The organism is Microbacterium paraoxydans, assembly GCF_019056515.1.
Lineage (GTDB): Bacteria > Actinomycetota > Actinomycetes > Actinomycetales > Microbacteriaceae > Microbacterium.
On the sequence record NZ_CP064873.1, the window covers coordinates 2826469 to 2846594 of the forward strand.

Below are 20126 nucleotides of genomic sequence, written 5' to 3' on the forward strand. Positions count from 1 at the left end.
GCGAAGGAGGCCGGCCTATGTCATGCTCGGTCTGCGGCGGATGGATCTTCAAGGGGCGATGGGTATGCTCACGCCATGGAACCCGCTCCGATAGCCGACCACACTCCGGAGAAGGGTTCGACGCGGCGCCGCAGGATCCGGGTCGGCCTGATCGTCGCCGCAGCTCTCCTCATCGTGTTCTACCTCGCACGGCTGGGCTGGCTGTTCATGATGACGGACGAGGGCGACACTCCTCCCCTGTCAGCCGTGCCCCTCCCTGCCGGCGCGCAGGTGGTCGGCCAGAGCGAAGGCTGCGGAAGCGGCGGCTGCTCGGTGACGTTCACCGTTCGCCCACCCGACGGCATGACCCCGGAACAACTCGCCGCGGAGATGGGGGCGACGCCGCAACTGTCGGTGCAAGGGAACCTGTGGGATCCGCGCACTGTGTGGGTGTCCGCGCGGCCGTCAGCGGGCACCTTGAAGCTCGTCGCCGACTACACATCGGGCGAGTACGTGCCGTAGCCCGACCGTTCCGTCTGAGCGCTGACAGCGGACGACCGGACCGCGATCGTCAGGCTCACGGTGGGTCACCCGACGGCGCCTCCGGCCAGCCCGAGGGTCGGGTCGGCCGGAGTCGGACGCATTACTCTGCTTGCGTCCCGCCGCGCAGGACTCAGAAGTCCCAGTACTCGTCGTGGGCCGCGTGAACATGCGGAATCTCAAGGGTTGCAGCGTGGCCGTGCCCTCTGCGTGCCACTCGTGAAATATGGGCGCTTCGCGTGGTGTTGCGAGACCGTGGCACCCTCCTAAGGGTAGTCGCGGGCATGCCGGGCGGCAATGATCCGTGGATCGTCTGGTTCATATCCTCCGTGGTCACTGAACGAGTCTCTTCAGACCGGCGTCGGCGCTTCCCCACGTTTGCTCCCACCATCACCGCTTCAAGTCCCCGAGGTCTTTCTGCACCTCCTCACCGACTGTGTTACAAGCAGCGTCGGAGGTCCCGGATAGCCTTGCCCTGTGCGCAAACTATTTAAGTTCAGTGTGTACCGAAATTCGGGCACTACCTTCGCTGAACCTACCCCTGACCCTAATCATGCATGGCAAGCCTTATCGCTTGTGAACGAGTGGATCCGCCATTCAGACACCAAAGCAGGCGTAACACTCGCCTTTGTTGGCGTACTGGGAACGATGACCTTCAACCTCGTGAGCGACTTTGAAGCAAGGCACACTCTTTTCGATGTGGTCGTGGTGATTACTTGCCTACTCCTCATCACCACCGGGGCCCTCGGCGGCTGGACCCTGACACCACGCGTGAACGATAAGGACGCGACTAGCGACGCCATAAACCGACTGTTCTACGCAAGCATAAGCAGCAACTTTAAGGGGCAACGAGAACAGTATGCTGACGTCCTGCGTACGCTAACCGCGGATCCTGTTGAACTGACTCGCGATCTCGCACATCAAGTCCACGCAAACGCGACAATTGCCACCACGAAGGCTATCTACGCCAAGTGGGCTATCCGGTCAGCGCTCGCATCAGGTGCTGGTGTCGCAGCCTTGGCGACCATCATCGGCCTCGGAAACATTTAGGAGAGACTATGGATGGAAACTACAAATCTTATAGCTACACCAGCAGTGCTGACCGAATCAAGACAATTCTCGATCAGCCTGCAGGAACATTCGAAGAACCTGACTCACTTCCAGATCGGGACAAGCTCACTTACAGCAACGGGTTCTATGGCAAATGCTCCGCAATCTTCATTGACATTCGCGATTCTTCGGGATTGACCAGTAAACATAAGCGACCAACACTGGCAAAGATCTACCGAGCATTTATCTCGGAGATGGTGGCAGTCCTCAATTCAACTCCTATTGTTCGCGAGGTCAGCATTGTCGGCGACTGCGTTTGGGCAGTATTCAACACACCCTATAAGTCAGATATTTCGGAGGTATTCACCGTTGCTTGCCGCGCGAACACGCTCTTAAAGCTCTTGAACCACCACTACGCAAAGAAGGGCATCGACCCCATCAAAATCGGCATCGGCATCGACTACGGTCGCGCACTGATGATCAAGGCGGGATTTAGTGGAAGTGGCATCAACGACGTCATCTATATGGGAGACGTTGTGAACAGCGCGGCCCATCTCGCTCATGAAGCCGGGCGAGGCTGGAACGGCCCCATCTACATGGGTGGCGACATCCACTTGAATCTTGACGATAACGATAAGGCATGGTTCAGCTCCACTCATCTGGCCGGTCACGGAACCGTGTACACGGGGAACGTCATACTCACGACCATGAACGACTGGATTGAGTCGCTTTCCTAGCAGATCTGGCCCATGGGCGGATCTCCACTCGGAGCGTGTTCCAACATCCGCTACCTCAGCCCCAGCCCGCGAGCTTGAAGCGAAGCAGTGGGCTTCGCGGCCGGTCGCAACCGCCCCAAGTTCTCGATCTCAAGTAGAGCCGCTACGGCTCGGACTCGGTCGATCTTCTGGACGGCCCCGTCGGACGGTGCGCCGAGTGCGGCGTTAGAAGTGACCTGATAGCGGTCTCGGTAGGCGGCGACCACGCGCGCTGCGCGGCGCCAATGTCTGGCGCCACGCGGGTCGGCAGGTTCGGCAGCGAGCGCCACAATCCATGGCGCCGACTGTGCAATCGCCGCAGTGAGAACAGCATCCGCACGTGCCTCCATCAGTCCCGCCCGCTCCGAAAGCGCACGTTGCATCTCTTCACTCATGGCGCCAGTTGCCTCCGGTATGAGCCCGGTGATCAACCTGGGGGCCGAGTGCCTCCGGCTCGACCCCACGGCCCTCGCAGTGACCGCCGCCACTCGATGCCGGATCACCGCGGCGATATTGTCTGCGTCGCCGAAGCCGCGGGCTTGTACGAGCCGTGGCAGCAGCGCCTCAACATCGTGATGGTTCGCTTCGGCTCGTCGCAGCTCGGCGGTTAGCGGCCCGAACGCATCAGAGTCGACGACGTCATCAGCTTGCTCGGCAGTCAGCCCGGATGCCCGGATCAGCGATGCCCACCGGTCGCGCTGCGCGGCAGCCGCGATCGTCTCGTACTCGGCGGCAAGCTGGGCGATGGTACCCCAAGTCTCCTGCTCAGCAGCGAGGGTTTCGTGCGCAGACAGCTCGACAGCCACGTGCTGAAGCACACCGGTCAGCACACTCTGCGCGGTGACCTCCCCGCTGTCGCCGGGATGCGGACCCGTGTGGGAGTTATCGGGCTTGTCGACCGCGACGTAGGCGACGTTCGCGTCGCGACCGCGGGTCATCGCAACGTAGAGGCTCTCCCGCGTCAGCGAAGCATCAACCAGAACATGGGCAGTGTCTGTGGTGAGGCCCTGGGCGCGGAAGGAAGTCACGGCGTAGCCGAGTTCGACGTGCTCGGAAACATAACCAGCGGGTAGCAGCAGGCGGGCTCCCCGAGAACGCCCTTCGCGTCGCACGAGCATCGATCCGTCGGTGCGCACATCAAGCACGCGCCACCGGTCACCGTTGCGCACCCAGCTGCCACCCGCCCGGAGCCGACGATCGTTCTTGCGCGTGATGACGATGTCGCCGTGCGCCGCGTTAGTGCCATCGTGCAGGTCGGCCTCGCGCGGGCCACGCACAACACCGTCGAGGATCAGGTCCGTGCGTGCACGCGTGTTGAGCGTAGTGATCGATTCGTTCGAGTCCGCTACGAGCACGGTCGCGCGCCCGGCGAGTTGGTCGGCCCGCCACGCTGCGTACGCAGCCTCGATCATGGCTTCGGTGTCGCCCTCGACGATGCGGTCATGCTCGGCGTAGATGTCGAGCACCTCGACGTGACCGTGTCGGAGGTCGAGGGAGGCGCGCTTCTCCCACTCTTGCGTGAAGCGGTGCACATCGACGAGTTCGGCGACATCGTCGCGATCGTGCGCGAGGAGCCCGAACGCTCCACCTGCGTCCACGGCTTGGAGCTGCGCGTAGTCGCCGACGAGCAGCACCTTCGCACCAGCATCCGCGGCGAGCTGTGTAATGCGATCGAGTGACAACGTTCCAGCGAGAGCAGCCTCGTCTACGATGACCAGCTGCCCACGCCGGAACGTCTCCCCCGTTTGGAGGTGTGTCTGCCACCACTTCGCGGTGTTCTCCGTCGCGATCCCGAGATCCTCGCCGAGCACCTGCGCCGCGCCTGATGAGGGTGCGAGTCCGACGATGGAGCCAGGCCCGTGCTCCAACTCCCACGCCCGCCGGAGCGCACGCATCGCCGTTGTCTTGCCTGCCCCTGCAGGCCCGACCAGCACGTCGACCACCCGCCCCGACACCGCAATCGCTGACAGCGCGGATGCCTGGTCAGCTCCGAGCATCCGTCGCTCACGGTCCGGCTTCCGCGCAATGCGCTCCATAGTGGCGAGCGGGATCGTGGAGCCCGACATCACGCGCGAGAGCTGCAGCAACCGGCCCTCTGCGCCGAGCAGCTCCCCAGAAGAGAAGACCGCGGAGTTCCTCGGCCGGAACACCGACGACTCATCAGCGCGCCGAAAGACAGCGGGACTCGATGCCAGCTCGGGTGGCGTCAGCCGGAGTGATGCGGCTTCGGCGGCATCCACGATCATCCCGAGCACGGCCTCACGGTCGCGCGTGCTCGCAAAGCGGTATCCCATGGTTTGTCGTGCGGCCTCGGCGGTGAGGTTCCAGCGCCGCCAGGTGGAGCGCTTCTCCCCCACAGTCGCGACGACACTCACGCCGAGGTTCTCGATGACGTCAAGTGGCATGTCGTCAGCTCGCAGCAGTAGGGGCGCATCGTTGGCAACGGCTCTGTGCGCCCATGATGTGGCGTCTTCACCCAGGATCGCTCCCGCTCGTTGCCGCCATCCTTCGGTAAGCGAAGCTAGCGAGTGGATCTCCTTCTCAGGCCGCGTGGCGAGTGTCGCTTGGGCGCGCAGCTTGATGATCGTCGCGCTCGATGGCTGCCTACCGTGCTTCTCGATATACACCGCGATGAGGCGATCCTTCTCCTCGTCGATGTGTCTCGAACGAGATGAGAATGCCTCGACCAGCGCCTGTGGGACTGCAGCAATACTCCAGGCCGGGTTTCGGTCGCGACCTCGCTCGCGAGCCTCCCACTCGACCCCCAAGGCGCGTGTGAGATGATCCGCGAACACTGCTTCATGCAGTTCGGAGAGCGCCACCGTCGCGGCGTGCATCGGGCGGCTGTCCAAGCTGCGCCACTTGTTGTCGAGCACGGTCTGCACCTTGTTGCTGATCACGACGTGGGTGTGCAAGTGAGGATCCCCCGCGCGGGAGTCGTAGTGGTCGTATGCCGTTGCGATCAGCCCGCGCACGTCAACCTGCGCAACCGCACCGTCGCTGGGGGTTGCTCCGGCGCGCGTGGCTGCAACCTCACGCTCCATGAATGCAACCACCTCTGCAACCGCGGCATGATGTGCCTCGGCGATGAGCGATTGTGTTCCAGCGTCCGCGACGCCCCACAGCACGGAGGCGGATTTCGGGATCGAGAACGTGTAGTCGTATCCCGCGACTGCTCGACGTGTGCCTCGCGCGGACTCTTCAGCTTCGATCGCGGCGACAGCGCGGCCGCGCGCCGCCGCGCTCAGGCCCGGCGAGAGTGCGGCGACTCGCTCGGCGATCCGCTCGGCCTTCGGCGTGTACTGCGGATACGCCCGCCCCAACGGCTCGCCCGTGATGGGGTCACGGCCCATACCGATGAGGAGCTGAAGCTGAGCCTCGGAGATCTCCGTCCCCACTGCGAGCTGACCGCCTCCGAGCGCAGCGACACCGTCTCCCATCCATCTGCCGGGCGGCGTGCCCTCGGCGCTGTAGTAGCGCGTCAGTGGCGTCGAGAGGGAACGATCACTATCCCCGGCTGCGACAGTGCGCAGCAGGTACTTGTAGCCGTCGCCAGCCGACATCAGCCGCATCGACACCGTCATTGATGCTCACCTTTCCTCCATTACGGAGGAGGTGAACATGCGACATCTCAGGCGCTACGAACTCGTCACCGAAGGCAATCTTCCTCGATCTGCCAGACGCGTGGGCTCTTGTGATTTGCGGAATCTACGCCGACGGCAGCGCAGAGGTGCATGGTGCTTGGTTGCGCCAAACTTGCTCTGTGCCACGCGCACGCAGGAGCGAAATCGGCAGGATGTCGGACCATTCTGAGAGAATGAGGGAAACTTCACATGTGCCAGCGCGTGCACAGCAGATTCATGACATCCAAGGAACATATTGAAGCGTAGTTCGCCACTCTGGCGCGTGATGGGGGATCCCGCCCAGGCACAAGAGGCTGCTGCCCTCGAACGAGTGTGCGATCTTTTGCCAGAGGACGGTGTCGCACGCGCCTGGGCGAACGTCACCTTCACCGACACGAGTGGCCGCCTCAACGAGGTCGACGTGCTGCTGATCACGAGCGGCGGCATGTACGTCGTGGAGCTTAAAGGCTGGCACGGTGAGATCCATGGCAACCAGATGAACTGGACCCATGCGGGCCGAACGGAACGCAATCCTCGCATCCTCGCAAATATGAAAGCCAAACGGCTCGCGTCGGTACTGAAAGACGTCGCGAACAGGGCACGCCTGAACCCTCGCATCGTTCCGTTCGTCGGTGAAGCGATCGTGTTGCATGGCCAAGACTCTCAGGTGCAACTCGACGAGTATGGTGCCGAACAAGTCTGGGCGCTCGATGGCTTCCGTGTGCGTGGCCTCGGCGCTGGTCGCAACTTCTCTGATCTGGTAGCGCAGCCGTCCTTCAAGGATCCGATAGATATCGCCCGCGCGAATGACATCGATCGACTGATGAAGGCCGCGGGCCTGATGCCCCGCGCGAAGCAACGCATGATCGGTCAGTACGCGCTCGACTCCAGCGAGTCTCTCGACGAGGGCAACGGCTGGCAAGACTTTCTCGTGACACACCCGCAAGCAAATACGAAGCGTCGCGTTCGTCTCTTCCCCTACCCTAAGGGCGCTTCGAAGGAGAGCCGCGAAGAAATCGATCGGCGAGCTGCCCGCGAGTTCCGCTTGACCGACGGAATCAGGCATCCTGGCATCATTGGCCCGGCCGACATGCTGAGCACCGAAGAAGGTTCAGCGCTTGTTTTCAACTTCGACCCCGCCGAAATGAGTCTCGCCGATTATCTCTCCAAGCGCGGCGACACGCTTACTTTCGCCGATCGCGAGGCCATCGTTCAGGATATCGCGGAACTGGTTCGGTTTGCGCATGGACAGCGGCTCACGCACCGTGCACTTTCACCGAGCAGCGTACGCATCCACACTAGTGGCGACGGCACCCGTGAGGTACGGATCAGAGACTGGGACCTCGGCAAACGACCCGACGAGGGCACCTCAACCGCCACGTTGATGTCTCGCGGCGTCACCGACGTTGCCGCGTCTGTCAGCCAGGACGCATTCTTCTACCTCGCGCCGGAGACGCTCAGAAACACCACTTCTTCGTCGCCGCAGGCGCTCGACGTGTATGGGGTGGGCGCGCTCGCCTTCCTGATTCTGACGGGCAAGCCACCCGCGGTGAACTTTGCTGCGCTCGAAGCGCTCTTGAACTCTGATGCGAAGGGCCTTGACCCCCGCGCTGTCTTGCCAGAGATCTCTGATGCGTACGCCGAAGTGCTCGTTGATGCAACCGCGTTCTCGGAGCTGCATCGCATCATCGACATTGGCGTGCTTCTCGATGAGCTTTCGAGAGCGCGAACCTCTGAGCACGGATCCGCGCCGACCCCAACGGATGTCGACCCTCTCGAATCTGCCCCGGGCGACATCGTTGGCGAGCGCTTTGAGATCGTCAAGCGCAGAGGCTCGGGCTCCACGGGTGTTGCGCTTGAAGTCAACGACTACGCGCTCGAACGCGAGGGATTGATTCTCAAGCTTGCGAAAGACGATGCAGCCGCCGCACGTCTGAAGAGCGAAGCCGCGGCACTTGATCGACTCGATCACCCCCGCGTCGTCAAGCGGGTTGATGGACCGCTAACTGTCGGCAAACGTCAAGCAATCGTCATGACGGATGCTGGCGCAGAGACCCTCGCCGATCGAATCCGGCTTGAGGGCCGGGCCACAATTGAGCAGCTTGAACGGTACGGCGATGATCTGTTCGCCGCAGTTGCGCATCTCGCAGAACGTGGCGTCTTCCACCGTGACGTCAAACCGTCAAACCTCGCGGTGAGACCCGACCCTGGCACACGCAAGCCCCACCTGCAGCTCTTCGACTTCTCGCTGTCCGACGAACCAGTCGCGAATATCAAATCTGGATCTAAGCCGTATCTCGACCCCTACCTGGGCTCGCGCGAACGACCCCAGTACGACAGCGCAGCAGAGCGCTTTGCGATCGCGGCCACCCTATTCGAACTCGCAAGCGCAGACGCGGTCTGGTGGGAAACCGGAGACCGCCCCACCCGCCCCGCAGACCCGCCGGTCATTGAGTTCAGTCAGTTCGAGCCGAGCATCGCCGATGCGATGGTGGGCTTCTTCCGCACCGCTCTCCACCCATCCGCAGCGGCCCGACATCCCTCGCTGGAGGCCATGCGAAAAGCATGGTCGCAGGCGCTAAGCACAGCGGATACAGCTGACGCCGACTTTGCAGCCAATGAGCACAAGGCAGCCCAAGCGGAACTCTCGACCTCACTTACCGACTCAGGCTTAAGCGCGCGCGCACTTTCGGCGCTTTCTCGATCGGGCGCTACAACAGTCGGCGAGCTGCTTGGCGTTCCACCAATGGCCATCAATCAAATCCGAGGTCTCGGCGAACAGGTCCGGCGAGAAATCAGTTCCCGCGTCAGGGAGTGGCGCGCCCGGCTCTCCCAGCCAGCTGCACCAACCGAGACCCCCGTCGTCCAGGGTCGTCGCCCCGTCGAGAAGTTCATCAGCCCGCTTGCACAGAAGCACGGCGAAACCGACGAACAGTGGCGTGCGCGTATCCGCAAGCAGAGTTTGCTCCGTCAGCCGATGGATGACGTCTCAGTGTGGCTGAGAGAACTTGGCAACGTCGCGACAGGTTCCGAGCTGGCAGCAAAGCTACTTCGGGAATACGGGTCGACTCTTGGCGACGGACCTCGACAGGAGGCCGCGAGAGGCATCATCGATGCGATCGTCAAGTTCGATGTTCGCGCCCAGTCGCCTCGATTCCTCGCCCAAAAGACACGCGATACCGGCGAGGCGGTGATCGCTTACACGCCCGACGGCGACGAGGGGTTGAGTTTTGACGCCGCCGAAACGCACATCGAGACCCTCCTTCGGTTTGCACAGACAGTTGATTCTCTGCTCACCGAGTCGGACATCGTGCCTGCATCTGCGCTGCGTGAGGCTTTTACGTTGCCTCCTCACGAACCGCTTTCTCTTCCTGGGGCGCGCATTGCGCAGATCGCAATCGGCCTCTCGCAGACCGGGCGCATCTCATCGATGGGTGAGGCCTACCGAAGCATTCTCGACCCCTCCCGAGCTGTGGAAGTTGCTCTCCGCGGTACCGCGACCCGCGAGCTCGCGACAGTCACGATCGAACAGCGCGTCAAAGCACGGTTCCCCGATATCTCCGCCGTGCCGTCCCGACCTCAGCTCGACGATGCAGTGCGAGCAGCACTCCCGCACCTGGAATGGCAACCCGAGCAAGGCAAGTACGTTCTGCGTGAGGTCAGCGATGTGTCGTCGACCTACACCGCGTCATCGACGAGCATGGCAGAGGCCGGTGCTGACCCGGCCTTCTCTGCAAAGCTTTCCGCGTCGCTGCGTGACCACGGTGCACTCGTGTTTGCCGCATCGGTACGCCACCGTTCACTTCGTGAAGCGGCCGACGCACTGGCAGCAAACTCCGGCGTGCGTGTCGTCGACCTCGCTGACCTCGTTCTGGGCGCGCTGAAGACCACTGCCGAGCAGAATCGCATCTCTTGGGACGTCGTGCTGCGTGCAGACGCTGAAGCCGATGGCACGCAGAATCGCCGCAACCTCCTGCAGCTTGCCAAGATGGCCGTCACGCCGGTTTGGCAACAGCTTTTGGAGACCCCGGAGCCTCTCCTGCTCATCAACGCGGCCGTGCTGGCTCGACTTGGCCTCACAGACTTGATTGCGCGAGTCTGCGACCTTGCCACTCCGCGTGCGGCAGCTCGATGGATTCTGCTGCCCAAGCCTCAGTCGGGGCGCGCCCCTGATCTGGACGGCAACCCCATGCCGTTCGGCGCGGATGGCTGGACAAACTTGCCACTCGAACTCCCCCCGCTCTCCACATCGTCTGCTTCTGCTCGAAAGGTCGCTGCACAATGATTGACTCGAAGGCACTGCTCGCAGACCTCAAACGCGAACTCTCAGCCCTGGAAGCAGACCTCACCGAGCGCGCGGAAGACACCACCACACCCTGGGGCGCCGAGCTGCGTGAGGACTACGAACGTGCCAAGAATCGGGATCGCACGGGACTCTCCTGGATCGATTGGCGCAACGGCGAAGTCGCACAAGCGGCGGTCGCATGGATCATCGCGTCCGTGTTCATCCGCTTCTGCGAAGACAACGGCCTGCTCTTGGGCGCAAAACGAGATGGTCGCGCACTGCCTCAACCGTGGATCGCTGCCCCCGGAGACGGGCTCGAACGTGCGGTAGAGAACGAGACTGCCTTCTACACCGCCACGCCGACCATGACGGGCCGTGAATGGCTCCAGCACGCGTTCGGGACCCTCGCTGAACTCCCGGCAGGCCGCACACTCGTCGACCTCGACCACTCGCCGGTCTGGCACGCACCGATCTCCGGCGCCGCCGCAGACCGTCTGTTGGCTTTCTTTCGCAAAGTCGACGCTGATGGCGAGCTGATCCACGATTTTTGGGATCCTGAGCTTGGCACCCGCTTTCTCGGCGACCTGTACCAAGACCTCTCTGACTACGCGAAAAAAACCTTCGCCTTGCTGCAGACCCCGGACTTTGTCGAGGAGTTCATTCTCGATCAGACGCTCACCCCGGCGATTCAGGAGTTCGGTCTTACCGGCCTGAAGCTGATCGATCCCGCGTGCGGCTCGGGACACTTTCTACTTGGTGCGTTCGATCGCCTGGTTGAGGCATGGACCGCGGCGGCACCTGGCACTGATCGCGGAGACCGAGTGCAGCGCGCACTTGATTCGATTCACGGCGTCGACCTCAACCCCTTCGCCATCGCTATCGCCAGGTTCCGGCTCACAGTGGCGGCGCTCCGGGCCTCTGGGATCGCTTCGATCGTCAACGCCCCCGCGTTCAAGTTCCAACTCGCTATCGGCGACTCCCTGCTTGGCGGCTCTTCAAGCAGCATGCGTCTCGACCTGGGAGACGGCGAGTACGTCCCCTACAACACAGAAGATCTCACCGAGTATGCGGGCATACTCGAAGACGGGCAGTACCACGTGGTGGTGGCGAACCCGCCCTACATCCAGCCGCCAGACGCCAAGCTCCGAGATCGCTACCGCACGATCTATTCAACCTGCCATGGCAAGTACGCCCTGTCTGTGCCGTTCATGGAGCTGCTGTTCCGTCTTGCGAAGCCCGCGCAAACCGGCGTCGGCGCTGGATACGTCGGCCAGATCACCGCAAACTCCTTCATGAAGCGCGAGTTCGGCAAGAAGCTCATCCAGAGCTTTTTGTCCGGCATATTCACTGGCGTTTCCCCGGAATACGTGGATCTCACCCACATCATCGATACGTCGGGCGCGTACATACCCGGTCACGGCACCCCGACCGTGATTCTTGTCGGACGCCCTCAGAAACCGCAGCTCGAAACCGTACGCGCGATGCTCGGCGTGCGGGGCGAGCCCGGCCAGCCTTCCATAGCGGCGGACGGCAAGGTGTGGCGCGACATCGTCGACCACATCAACGCACCGGGCTACGACGGGCAGTACGTCTCGGTCGTCGATGCACCTCGCGACACGTACGCAAAGTTCCCTTGGTCTCTCTCCGGGGGCGGTGCTGGTGACCTCAAGAAGCACCTAGAAGAGTATGGGTCAACTCAGTTGGGGGCCCTGATCTCAGAAGTCGGTATCGTGGCAGTCCTTGGAGAGGAGTCTCCCTTCGAAGTACCTCCACATTTCGACGGAGACAAAGTCGGACTCGTCCTTGGAGACGCCGTTCGCGATTACCATTTGGCGACGGTCGATCGCTTCTGGCCGTATGACTCCGAACTTCGAGTTACAGACACTGCAAAAGATTCCCGGTGGCTATGGCCATACCGCGCGAATCTGAGCAGCGTGATCTTCTTCGGCAAGTCTCCCTCCGAGCGCGGGTACCACTGGAGTCAGTATGCGTTTCTCGCCGAGAGTAAGCTCAAGACGCCTCTGACCATCACATTCGCATTCGTGGCGACGCACAACCACTTCGTGCTCGACCGAGGTGGAAAGGTGTTCAACCGTTCCGCGCCGGTGATCAAGCTGCCGGAAGGCGCAAGCGAAGACGACCATTACGACCTGCTCGGGGTGCTCAATTCTTCCACCGCATGTTTCTGGCTCAAGCAGGTCAGTCACAACAAGGGCGGTCCCGGTGGCGGCAGCAGTAAGGACGAGAAGTGGCGTGACTTCTACGAGTTCACCGCCACGAAGTTGAAGGATTTTCCTGTCCCTGCGAAATCGCTCCGCACGTACGCACACAAGCTCGACGAACTAGCAACGGAATCAGCGCAACTTCTTGTACGCGCATTCAACTCCGAGCGTTCATTGTCATTGGCCCTCGGAGACGCAGGGCGACAGTGGGAATTCTTACGTCGCACGATGATTGCGGTCCAGGAGGAGTTGGATTGGGCTGCATATGCAGCCTACGGGCTCACTGCACTCCAGCCGCTTCCGGTCGAGGCAATCCATCAGCTGGTTGTGGTTGGGGGGCGACCGATCGAGATCGCGCTTTCTCGCAAGGTCGAGTCCGGAGAACTCATCACCCGTTGGTTTGCTGAATTTGCGACCGTCCAAACTAATGAAGTTCCGGATTTTTCGGATCAGTCTTACAAGGATCTTGTTAAGTTGCGGTTGTTGGAGATCGAAAACAACCGCAAGATTCGGCTTCTTGAAACACCTGACTTCAAACGCAAGTGGGAAACCATTGGTTGGGACGCGATGGTTGCGGCCGCCGCTCGCACCGCGATCCTCGACCGTCTTGAGACACGTGAGCTGTGGGCGGATTCTGCCGGGCGGCCCCTCGTGCGATCCGTCGCGCAAGTCGCCGATGGGCTTCGCCACGACGAACGATTGCGTGAGCTGATGACAATCCACACCGGTTCACGCGATTACGACCTCGCTATTGAACTCGGCAAGCTGATGCAGGCTGAAGCAGTACCAGCCTTTGCTCCGCTTCGCTACAAGCCCAGTGGCATCGAAAAGTTCCGCGCCTGGGAGCAGACCTGGGAACTTCAGCGTGCGGAAGACCGCGGCGAGCAGGTGGCCGTACCAGTGCCACCGAAGTACAAGCCAACCGACTTCCTCAAGCCGAGCTATTGGAGTGCCCGCGGAAAACTCGATGTGCCAAAGGAACGGTTCATCTCCTTCCCTGGCAACACCTACCCCGAAGACCCCACGGCGGTTTACGGCTGGGCCGGGTGGAACCACAGCGAGCGCGGCCAGGCAATCGGCCGCTTCGCGACCCAGCTCGCACCGACGGTTTCTGACACCGATCACGAACAATTGCTGCCGCTCATCGGCGCGCTCATCGAACTGCAGCCTTGGCTCGACCAGTGGTATGGCGACATGGACAGCCGCGGCATCAAGCCCTCGACCGCGATCCATCAAATGACGAACTCACTGCTCGCGCGACTGGGCACCGGCCGCGACGAGGTTCTTGCCTGGCTGCCGCCAGCCCCGAAACGTGGAAGGAAGCGCGCATGACTGAATACACGCAGCACTCACCGCTCCGCGATCTCATCGAGATCCCAGAGCGTGTCGAAGCCGCCGACTTTGTCATCAAGCTCGACGAGGGCGTTGCCCGTCACACACAGACGGTGAAAGACTACGTCGTCACCGAAGCCATTGCTGAAGCTATTGGTGCCGGTCTCGATCTCGTGGCGGGCTCCCTTGCGAGGCAGTCCTCTCGCGGTGCGTTCCTCGACGGTTCCTTCGGCTCCGGTAAGTCGCACTACATGGCCGTACTGCACCTGTTGCTCACCGGCGACCTCGAAGCGCGGCAGATTTCTGGCCTCGCATCGACAGTCGCAGCGCGTCAGGATCTCCTGGGGCACAAGCTTCTCGCGCTGGACTACAACCTGCTCGGGGCCACATCTTTCGAGGACGCAATCTTCAAGGGGTACCTCAAGACCATCGCCGAGAAGCACCCCGATGCACCTGCACCAATTCTGCACGCCAGCGACTCGCTCCTGGTGGATGCGCGGAACATGCGGACTCGCATGGGTGACGACGCGTTCTTTGCCGGGATCGGCAGCGTTGACTCGGCGTGGGGCACACTCGCGAGTGCTTGGGATGCTGCAAGTTTCGAGGCCGCAGCTGCCCAGGCACCAGGCTCACCCGATCGAGACCGCCTCGTCGGCGACCTGATCGACAGCTACTTCTCTGGGTATGCACGCGCGGGCCAGTGGTTGCCGATGGAAGACGGCCTGCGAGCCCTCTCCGCGCACGCCAATTCGCTCGGCTATCAGGGGCTCGTGTTCCTGATCGACGAGATTGTGCTCTGGCTGGGGCAGCATCTCACCAACGAAGACTGGGTGCGTACAGAGATTGAGAAGGTGGTGCAGCTCGCTGAGAATGCGGCCGCAAACCTGCCAATTCCGATCACTTCATTTCTTGCACGCCAGCGCGACCTCCGAGACTTCCTCGGCACCCATGCCTCTGGGGCTGAACGCGCAGCGCAGGGCCAGCTGTTCCAGTACTGGGAAGATCGCTTCACCAAGATCAAGTTGCAGGCTGCGGACCTCCCAAGGATCGTGAAGCAGCGACTGCTGCAGCCCAAGAATGCGTCAGCAGCAGCGACACTGCAGTCAGCGCTCACGGAGGTCAAGCGTGACTACGCTGCGTGGGGCTACCTGCTCTCAGACGATGCGAACTCAAATGAGCAGGCGTTCGGCGACGTCTATCCCTTCTCCCCCGCGCTCGTGGACACGATGGTCGCGCTCTCCAGCCTCATGCAGCGAGAGCGAACTGCACTCAAGCTCATGGCCGAGTTGCTGCGTGACGGCCGTGACACCCTACGGGTGTCAGACGTCATCCCGGTCGGTGACCTGTACGCCCCGGTCGTGCTCGGCGGTTCGCAGCCTCTCACCGATGAGATGCAGCAGCACTTCCGCATTTCGGCCGACTTTTACCTGAAGAAGATGCGCCCGTACCTGCTTCGGAAGCATGGCCTCACCGAGCAGGCGGCTGAAGGTCTCGATCGCGGTCATGCCTTCGTGACCGAAGATCGCCTGGCGAAGACGGTGCTGATCGCGGCGCTTGCACCGGAAGCAAAGTCGCTCTCACAGCTCACTGCTGCGAAGCTCGCCGCGCTCAACTACGGCACCATCGAAGCCTTTATTCCCGGCCAAGAAGCGGGCCAGGCGCTCGCTCTTGTTCGTGAATGGGCAAGCGAGTTCGGCGAGATAAGCGTCGGTGACGGCACTGACCCGATCATCACCGCCACGCTCAGCGGCGTGGACTACGACTCGATCCTGCAACGCGTCGTCACTGAGGACAACTCACAGGCACGCCGTGAACTCGTCCGCAAAATGCTCGCGAAAGAGCTTAACCTCAGCTCCGAGAGCTTGGTTGGGCGCGGCCTCTCCCATGTGTGGCGCGGTCAGAAACGCAATGTGACCGTGAAGTTCGGAAATGTTCGTGACACGAGCGATGTGCTCGACAGCGACCTCGTCCACAGCGATACCGACTGGCATGTGATCATCGATTTCCCCTACGACAGCGGAGACCGTAGGCCTTCCGATGATCTCGCCCGACTCCAACAGGTGAAAGATGACGGGCGCGAAGCGAACACGATTGCCTGGGTGCCGAATTTCCTGTCAGATGCGCGCCAAACCGATCTCGGCAAGCTCGTGCAGCTTGAGTTCCTCCTCAACGGCAACCACTTCGATGAGAACGCGATTCACCTCCCGGTTGCCGATCGCGGCCCCGCCAGGCAAAACCTGGAGGCACAACGACGCACCCTACGCGACGTAGTCGCCAGTGCCATTCGCCAGGCGTACCACGTAAATACGCCCGAGGAAGTCAATGTCGGTCACGAACTCGGGGGCAGCGAGATCTTCCAAGCGCTCCTGCCGGGAGTGACGATCGCTCCGCCGCCGACTGGCACCTTGCTCGACGGTCTCCACCATGCGCTGGACACAGCATGGGCGGCAGAATTTCCCGATCACCCGGATCTCGGCTCCGACGAAGTCACGCTGCGTCGACTCACCGAAGCCGTCGAGCTTGTGACTGCCACGGTCGAGGCCGGTGGCCGACGACAGGGCCTCACCCATGCGGAACAGCGCATTGCGCGCGAGGTGATTTCTCCACTGAAGCTGGGAACCGTGAATGAGAACGTGCTCGTCGTCGATCAGGCTCACTTCGGATGGAGCGCCGAACTCGCTCGCTGGGAGGGAGAACTCGGGGAGTCGATCAGCGTCGATCGCTTGCGCGAGAAACTTCGTTCGCGGGGCATGACCCGAAACATGGAAGACGCGGTGCTCATCACCTGGGCACTGCTCGGCAACTATGATTTTGGCAACGCAGGTACGCTCACCATCGGTGGATTCGCGGGCGGAGCCGTACCGCGCAAGGCGAACCTCCCAAGCGAAGATGACTGGGGCCACGCACGAGATCGCGCCGGGGCCATCTTTGGCATCGCCCCTGAACACAACCGTACTACGCGCGCAGTGTCGCGGTTTGCCACCGCAATCCGCAACAAAGCGATGGACAGCGGGGTTTCGGCTCTCGTTGCTCAGCTGGAAGCACACGTCGACGTGCTCGGGCTGGACGCCTCGGCTCAGGTCGGGCGTCTCGCTACCGCGAGGCGCCTGCGCGAGCTTTTGAACACCTTGAGTGGCACCATGTCCGACACGGCGCTCATTGAGACACTGTCGAGCTTTGATCTGCCCGACGAACTGTCTGCACTCGGTGCCACACACGCATCCGCTGAGCGCATGGTTCGCCTGCTGAGCGGCCTCGATTGGGGTCTGGTCTCGGCTGCGCTGCAACGAAGCGATCCTAAGTTCGAAGCGACACTCGCGTCACTCCAAGAAACCGCCCGCTTGGATGAGTCAATCGCGGGGCTCGAAGCGCAACTTCACAAAACAGCAGACGAGGCACGCACGCTCCTCATGCAAACGTCGCCCGCTGTGACGCCGCCTGCACCCCAGCCGGTGTCGCCAGCTCCTCCAGTGCCGTCGCCCGTCGCGCTCACCGGGCACGTCACTCGCACAACGGTGGCGGAACTTGACGCGGCGCTCGCGCGGCTCGGCAAGGAGATTCGCTCGGAGACGCAAGCACGCGACGCCGATCGGGTGACGATCACCTGGCAGGTCGATGAGTCATGAATCTGCCCGTTGCTCCGGAGCGCGCACTCCGCGATCACATCGCTGAGTGGCTCGAAAGCCCTCGCCGCAAGTCGCGGGTGAAGTTGGTGCGCGCCCAGCCAGTCTGGACGGGCGAACCAGTACTGAGCGTGGCTGGTCAGCGAGTCCATGTTGCGGCGAGCGTGTCTGGTCTCGCTGCACTCGATGCGATTCGCCGGGTTCCCGAGGACGAGTTTGTCGTCGTGCTCACCGATCTGGGGCCTGGCGAACTAGGATCTGCGGTCTGGGTAGAGGCCGAACGGCATGAAGTCGCAACGCTAGACGAGTGGGACAGCGTCCCAAGTTATTTCGGGGTCCGCGATCGGCAGGTTCCACCGCCTGTGCGCGCCCTGGGAAGCTGGATACCAGACTTGCTGGCGGCCTGGCGGCCAGAGCGCGGATACCTACCTGCACCGGGTGGCGTGCTCTCTGCTCGCCACGTGGTTCGGGCCTTGCTCACCGCTCTCCTGGGCTTAGACCGCAGCGATGACCTGGAGGTGCTGTCCACAGCGCTGGCACCACTCGATGATGATGGTGTGAAAGTACGCCTGCGTGAGCTGGACGCGGGCACGCTCGATGGGCTTATCCGTGCGGCAAGCGCGGAGATCGACCCGAGTCTCGGTCTTGCGCTTCGCGCCGCAGGTCGATCCGGTTCCGTCTCTCCGATGGCGGTAGGACTTGTACTTGCCGAGTTGTGGCCGAGTGCGATCGCCGGGGAAGCTGCACCCCTCCACGTGAATGCTACAACTGCTGCAGCACGCGTCCGCATTGAACGGCACGTAGGGACAGATCCAAGCGCAGCAGCCGCATCCCGTTACGGAGCCGCCGCGAGAACTGTGACCTCACGGTGGCTGATCTCCAACCGCGCGGATGCCCAGAACGTCTTGGAACAAGCAGAAGCTATTTGTGATGACCTCGGATGGGCGGAAGGCGCTGCGGCATCACCCTTCCTGATTGCAGGGCTGCGTGCACGAGTCGCAACGTTCGCCGTTCGGGTCAGGGAAGCCGCGGAGCATCCGTCCTCCCGCGGGTCCATCGCTGTGGACGAATCGTTCGTACTGCTGAAGTCGCATGAGGCGAGCGCATCGCTGGGCGAGTCCCTAGACACCGCCGAGACCGCAGCCCGCGCAGCACGTTGGCTTGCTTCACCTACCGTTGCCCCGCATTCGTTCGGCGCCGCAGTTGCCGCGTTTGCCGCTGACGGCGCATGGGCGGAACGCGCACTCGGTCGCCTGTGGTCTGGAGACACGGACGCGGTGCTCGCGGGCGCCTACCGAGATCTTGCGCACGCAGTTCAGCGGCGACGCCGCGAAGACGACGCTCGTGCTGCGATGATGCTGTCGGGCGAGGTGCTGCATAGCGACGAGGTGACCGCCATTGAAGGGCTCCTGGCTCAGCACGTTATCCCGCTTTCAGCGCAAAACAGGGTGCTACTGCTCGTGCTCGACGGGATGAGCGTGCCGGCCGCATCAGCACTCATCGCGGAACTCACCCATTCTGGATGGGAAGAGCTGGTCCGTGCGGACTCGAAGAAGCGGGATGTCGCGGTGGCGATGTTGCCAACGGTGACGGAGTTCTCGCGAAGCTCACTGTTTGCCGGTGCACCGATGGCCGGGAACCAGCAGACTGAAAAGTCGCGCTTCGCAGCCGCATGTAAGGGTGTCGTGTTTCACAAGGATGACCTGCGATCTGAGGCAGGGCATGCGCTTCCGCCGATTGTCACGTCGACGATTGCTGATCCAAAAGAGAAGATCGTGGCGGCGGTGCTCAACACAATCGATGAGTCACTCGACAGTGCGGATGTCGACGCCTTACAGTGGACCCTTGCATCAGTTGCCCACCTCCGGGCGCTGATCGGCGAAGCTTCCAAGAGCGGTCGGACTGTGATCATTACCTCGGACCACGGACATGTTGTTGAACGCGGAGGTCAGCTGCACAATATTCCCGGTTCTCCCGCTCGCTGGCGTACAGCAGACAGTGGTCCTGTTACTGACGATGAAGTGCTGGTCCGTGGGCCGCGCGTACTCGCCCCCGGAGGCCAAGCAGTGCTTGCTGTCAACGACGGCCTGCGCTATGCCTCAAAGAAGGCTGGCTATCACGGCGGCGCGTCGCTTTCGGAGCTGGTCATTCCCATCGTAGTCCTGCAGCCTCACGGCGCTTCTGCGCCTGAGGGTTGGGTCGAGGCTCCGCCGCAAGAGCCGACCTGGTGGAATGAGCCACTACGCGATGCGGAGGCGCGTGGGCACGCCAATGTGGCACCGGTAGCGTCGAAGCCACGAAAGACAAAGAAACCGCCCACAGACGTTCCAGGAGCCATCACGTTGTTCGACACCGTCGATGAGTCCACGCAGGATGATGCCGGTGAGAGTGAGAGCGTCACCGCGTCTTTGGGCGAACGGTTGGTGCAGAATCCTGGGTATCAGCGACGCCGAGAAGCGGGTGGACGTCACCCCATCGATGATTCGGATGCGATTGCCGTCGTTGATTCGCTCCTCACAGGCGGTGGTCGCGCCCACCAAGATACGTTGGCGACCAGGCTCGGTGTACCTTCGCATAGTTTCCGTGGGGTTCTCACCGCTCTACGTCGAGTGCTCAATGTTGATGGCTACGAGGTCGTTCGTATCGATCCAGACCGCGTCACCGTCATCCTTGATGAACAGCTTCTACGCGAACAGTTCGGCTTGAGAGGATAGCCG

8 protein-coding genes are annotated in these 20126 nt (G+C 62.1%); 7 read left to right on the forward strand and 1 reads right to left on the reverse strand.

The genetic code is table 11. The features are described 5' to 3' along the window. Positions 1–75: 75 nt before the first annotated feature. From IZR02_RS13975 to IZR02_RS13985, 3 genes are all read left to right on the forward strand, one after another. Positions 76–501 (forward strand): hypothetical protein, encoded by a 426-nt coding sequence (locus IZR02_RS13975; protein ID WP_025102569.1) that lies wholly within the window; start codon positions 76–78, stop codon positions 499–501. Positions 502–1095: 594 nt separating this feature from the next. Further along, positions 1096–1569, forward strand: a complete 474-nt coding sequence (locus IZR02_RS13980) for a Pycsar system effector family protein (protein ID WP_162817521.1) — start codon at positions 1096–1098, stop codon at positions 1567–1569. An 8-nt stretch (positions 1570–1577) separates the two neighbouring features. Further along, positions 1578–2306 carry an adenylate/guanylate cyclase domain-containing protein gene (locus IZR02_RS13985; RefSeq protein ID WP_025102570.1) on the forward strand — a complete coding sequence of 243 codons (729 nt, stop codon included), beginning with the start codon at positions 1578–1580 and terminating at the stop codon, positions 2304–2306. 50 nt (positions 2307–2356) lie between these two features. Here the strand turns inward: IZR02_RS13985 and mobF are convergent, their stop codons facing one another. After that, on the reverse strand, positions 2357–5908 hold the full coding sequence (mobF, locus tag IZR02_RS13990) for a MobF family relaxase (RefSeq protein WP_025102571.1): 3552 nt from the start codon (positions 5906–5908) through the stop codon (positions 2357–2359). Positions 5909–6233: 325 nt separating this feature from the next. Between mobF and IZR02_RS13995 the strand changes: the two genes are divergently transcribed. From IZR02_RS13995 to pglZ, 4 genes are read left to right on the forward strand one after another with little or no spacing between them, the layout of a single operon-like run. Next, positions 6234–10232, forward strand: a complete 3999-nt coding sequence (locus tag IZR02_RS13995) for a protein kinase domain-containing protein (protein ID WP_081811509.1) — start codon at positions 6234–6236, stop codon at positions 10230–10232. Beyond that, a complete protein-coding gene (gene pglX, locus IZR02_RS14000; RefSeq protein WP_025102574.1) occupies positions 10229–13786 on the forward strand; it encodes a BREX-2 system adenine-specific DNA-methyltransferase PglX in 3558 nt (1185 codons plus the stop codon). Before IZR02_RS13995 ends, pglX begins: the two co-directional genes overlap by 4 nt. Further along, positions 13783–17412 (forward strand): hypothetical protein, encoded by a 3630-nt coding sequence (locus tag IZR02_RS14005; RefSeq protein WP_025102575.1) that lies wholly within the window; start codon positions 13783–13785, stop codon positions 17410–17412. The genes pglX and IZR02_RS14005 overlap by 4 nt, the downstream gene beginning before the upstream one ends. After that, the gene (gene pglZ / locus IZR02_RS14010) at positions 17409–20123 is read left to right on the forward strand and encodes a BREX-2 system phosphatase PglZ (protein WP_081811510.1); all 2715 of its coding nucleotides are present in this window, start codon (positions 17409–17411) and stop codon (positions 20121–20123) included. The genes IZR02_RS14005 and pglZ overlap by 4 nt, the downstream gene beginning before the upstream one ends. Positions 20124–20126 lie beyond the last annotated feature (3 nt).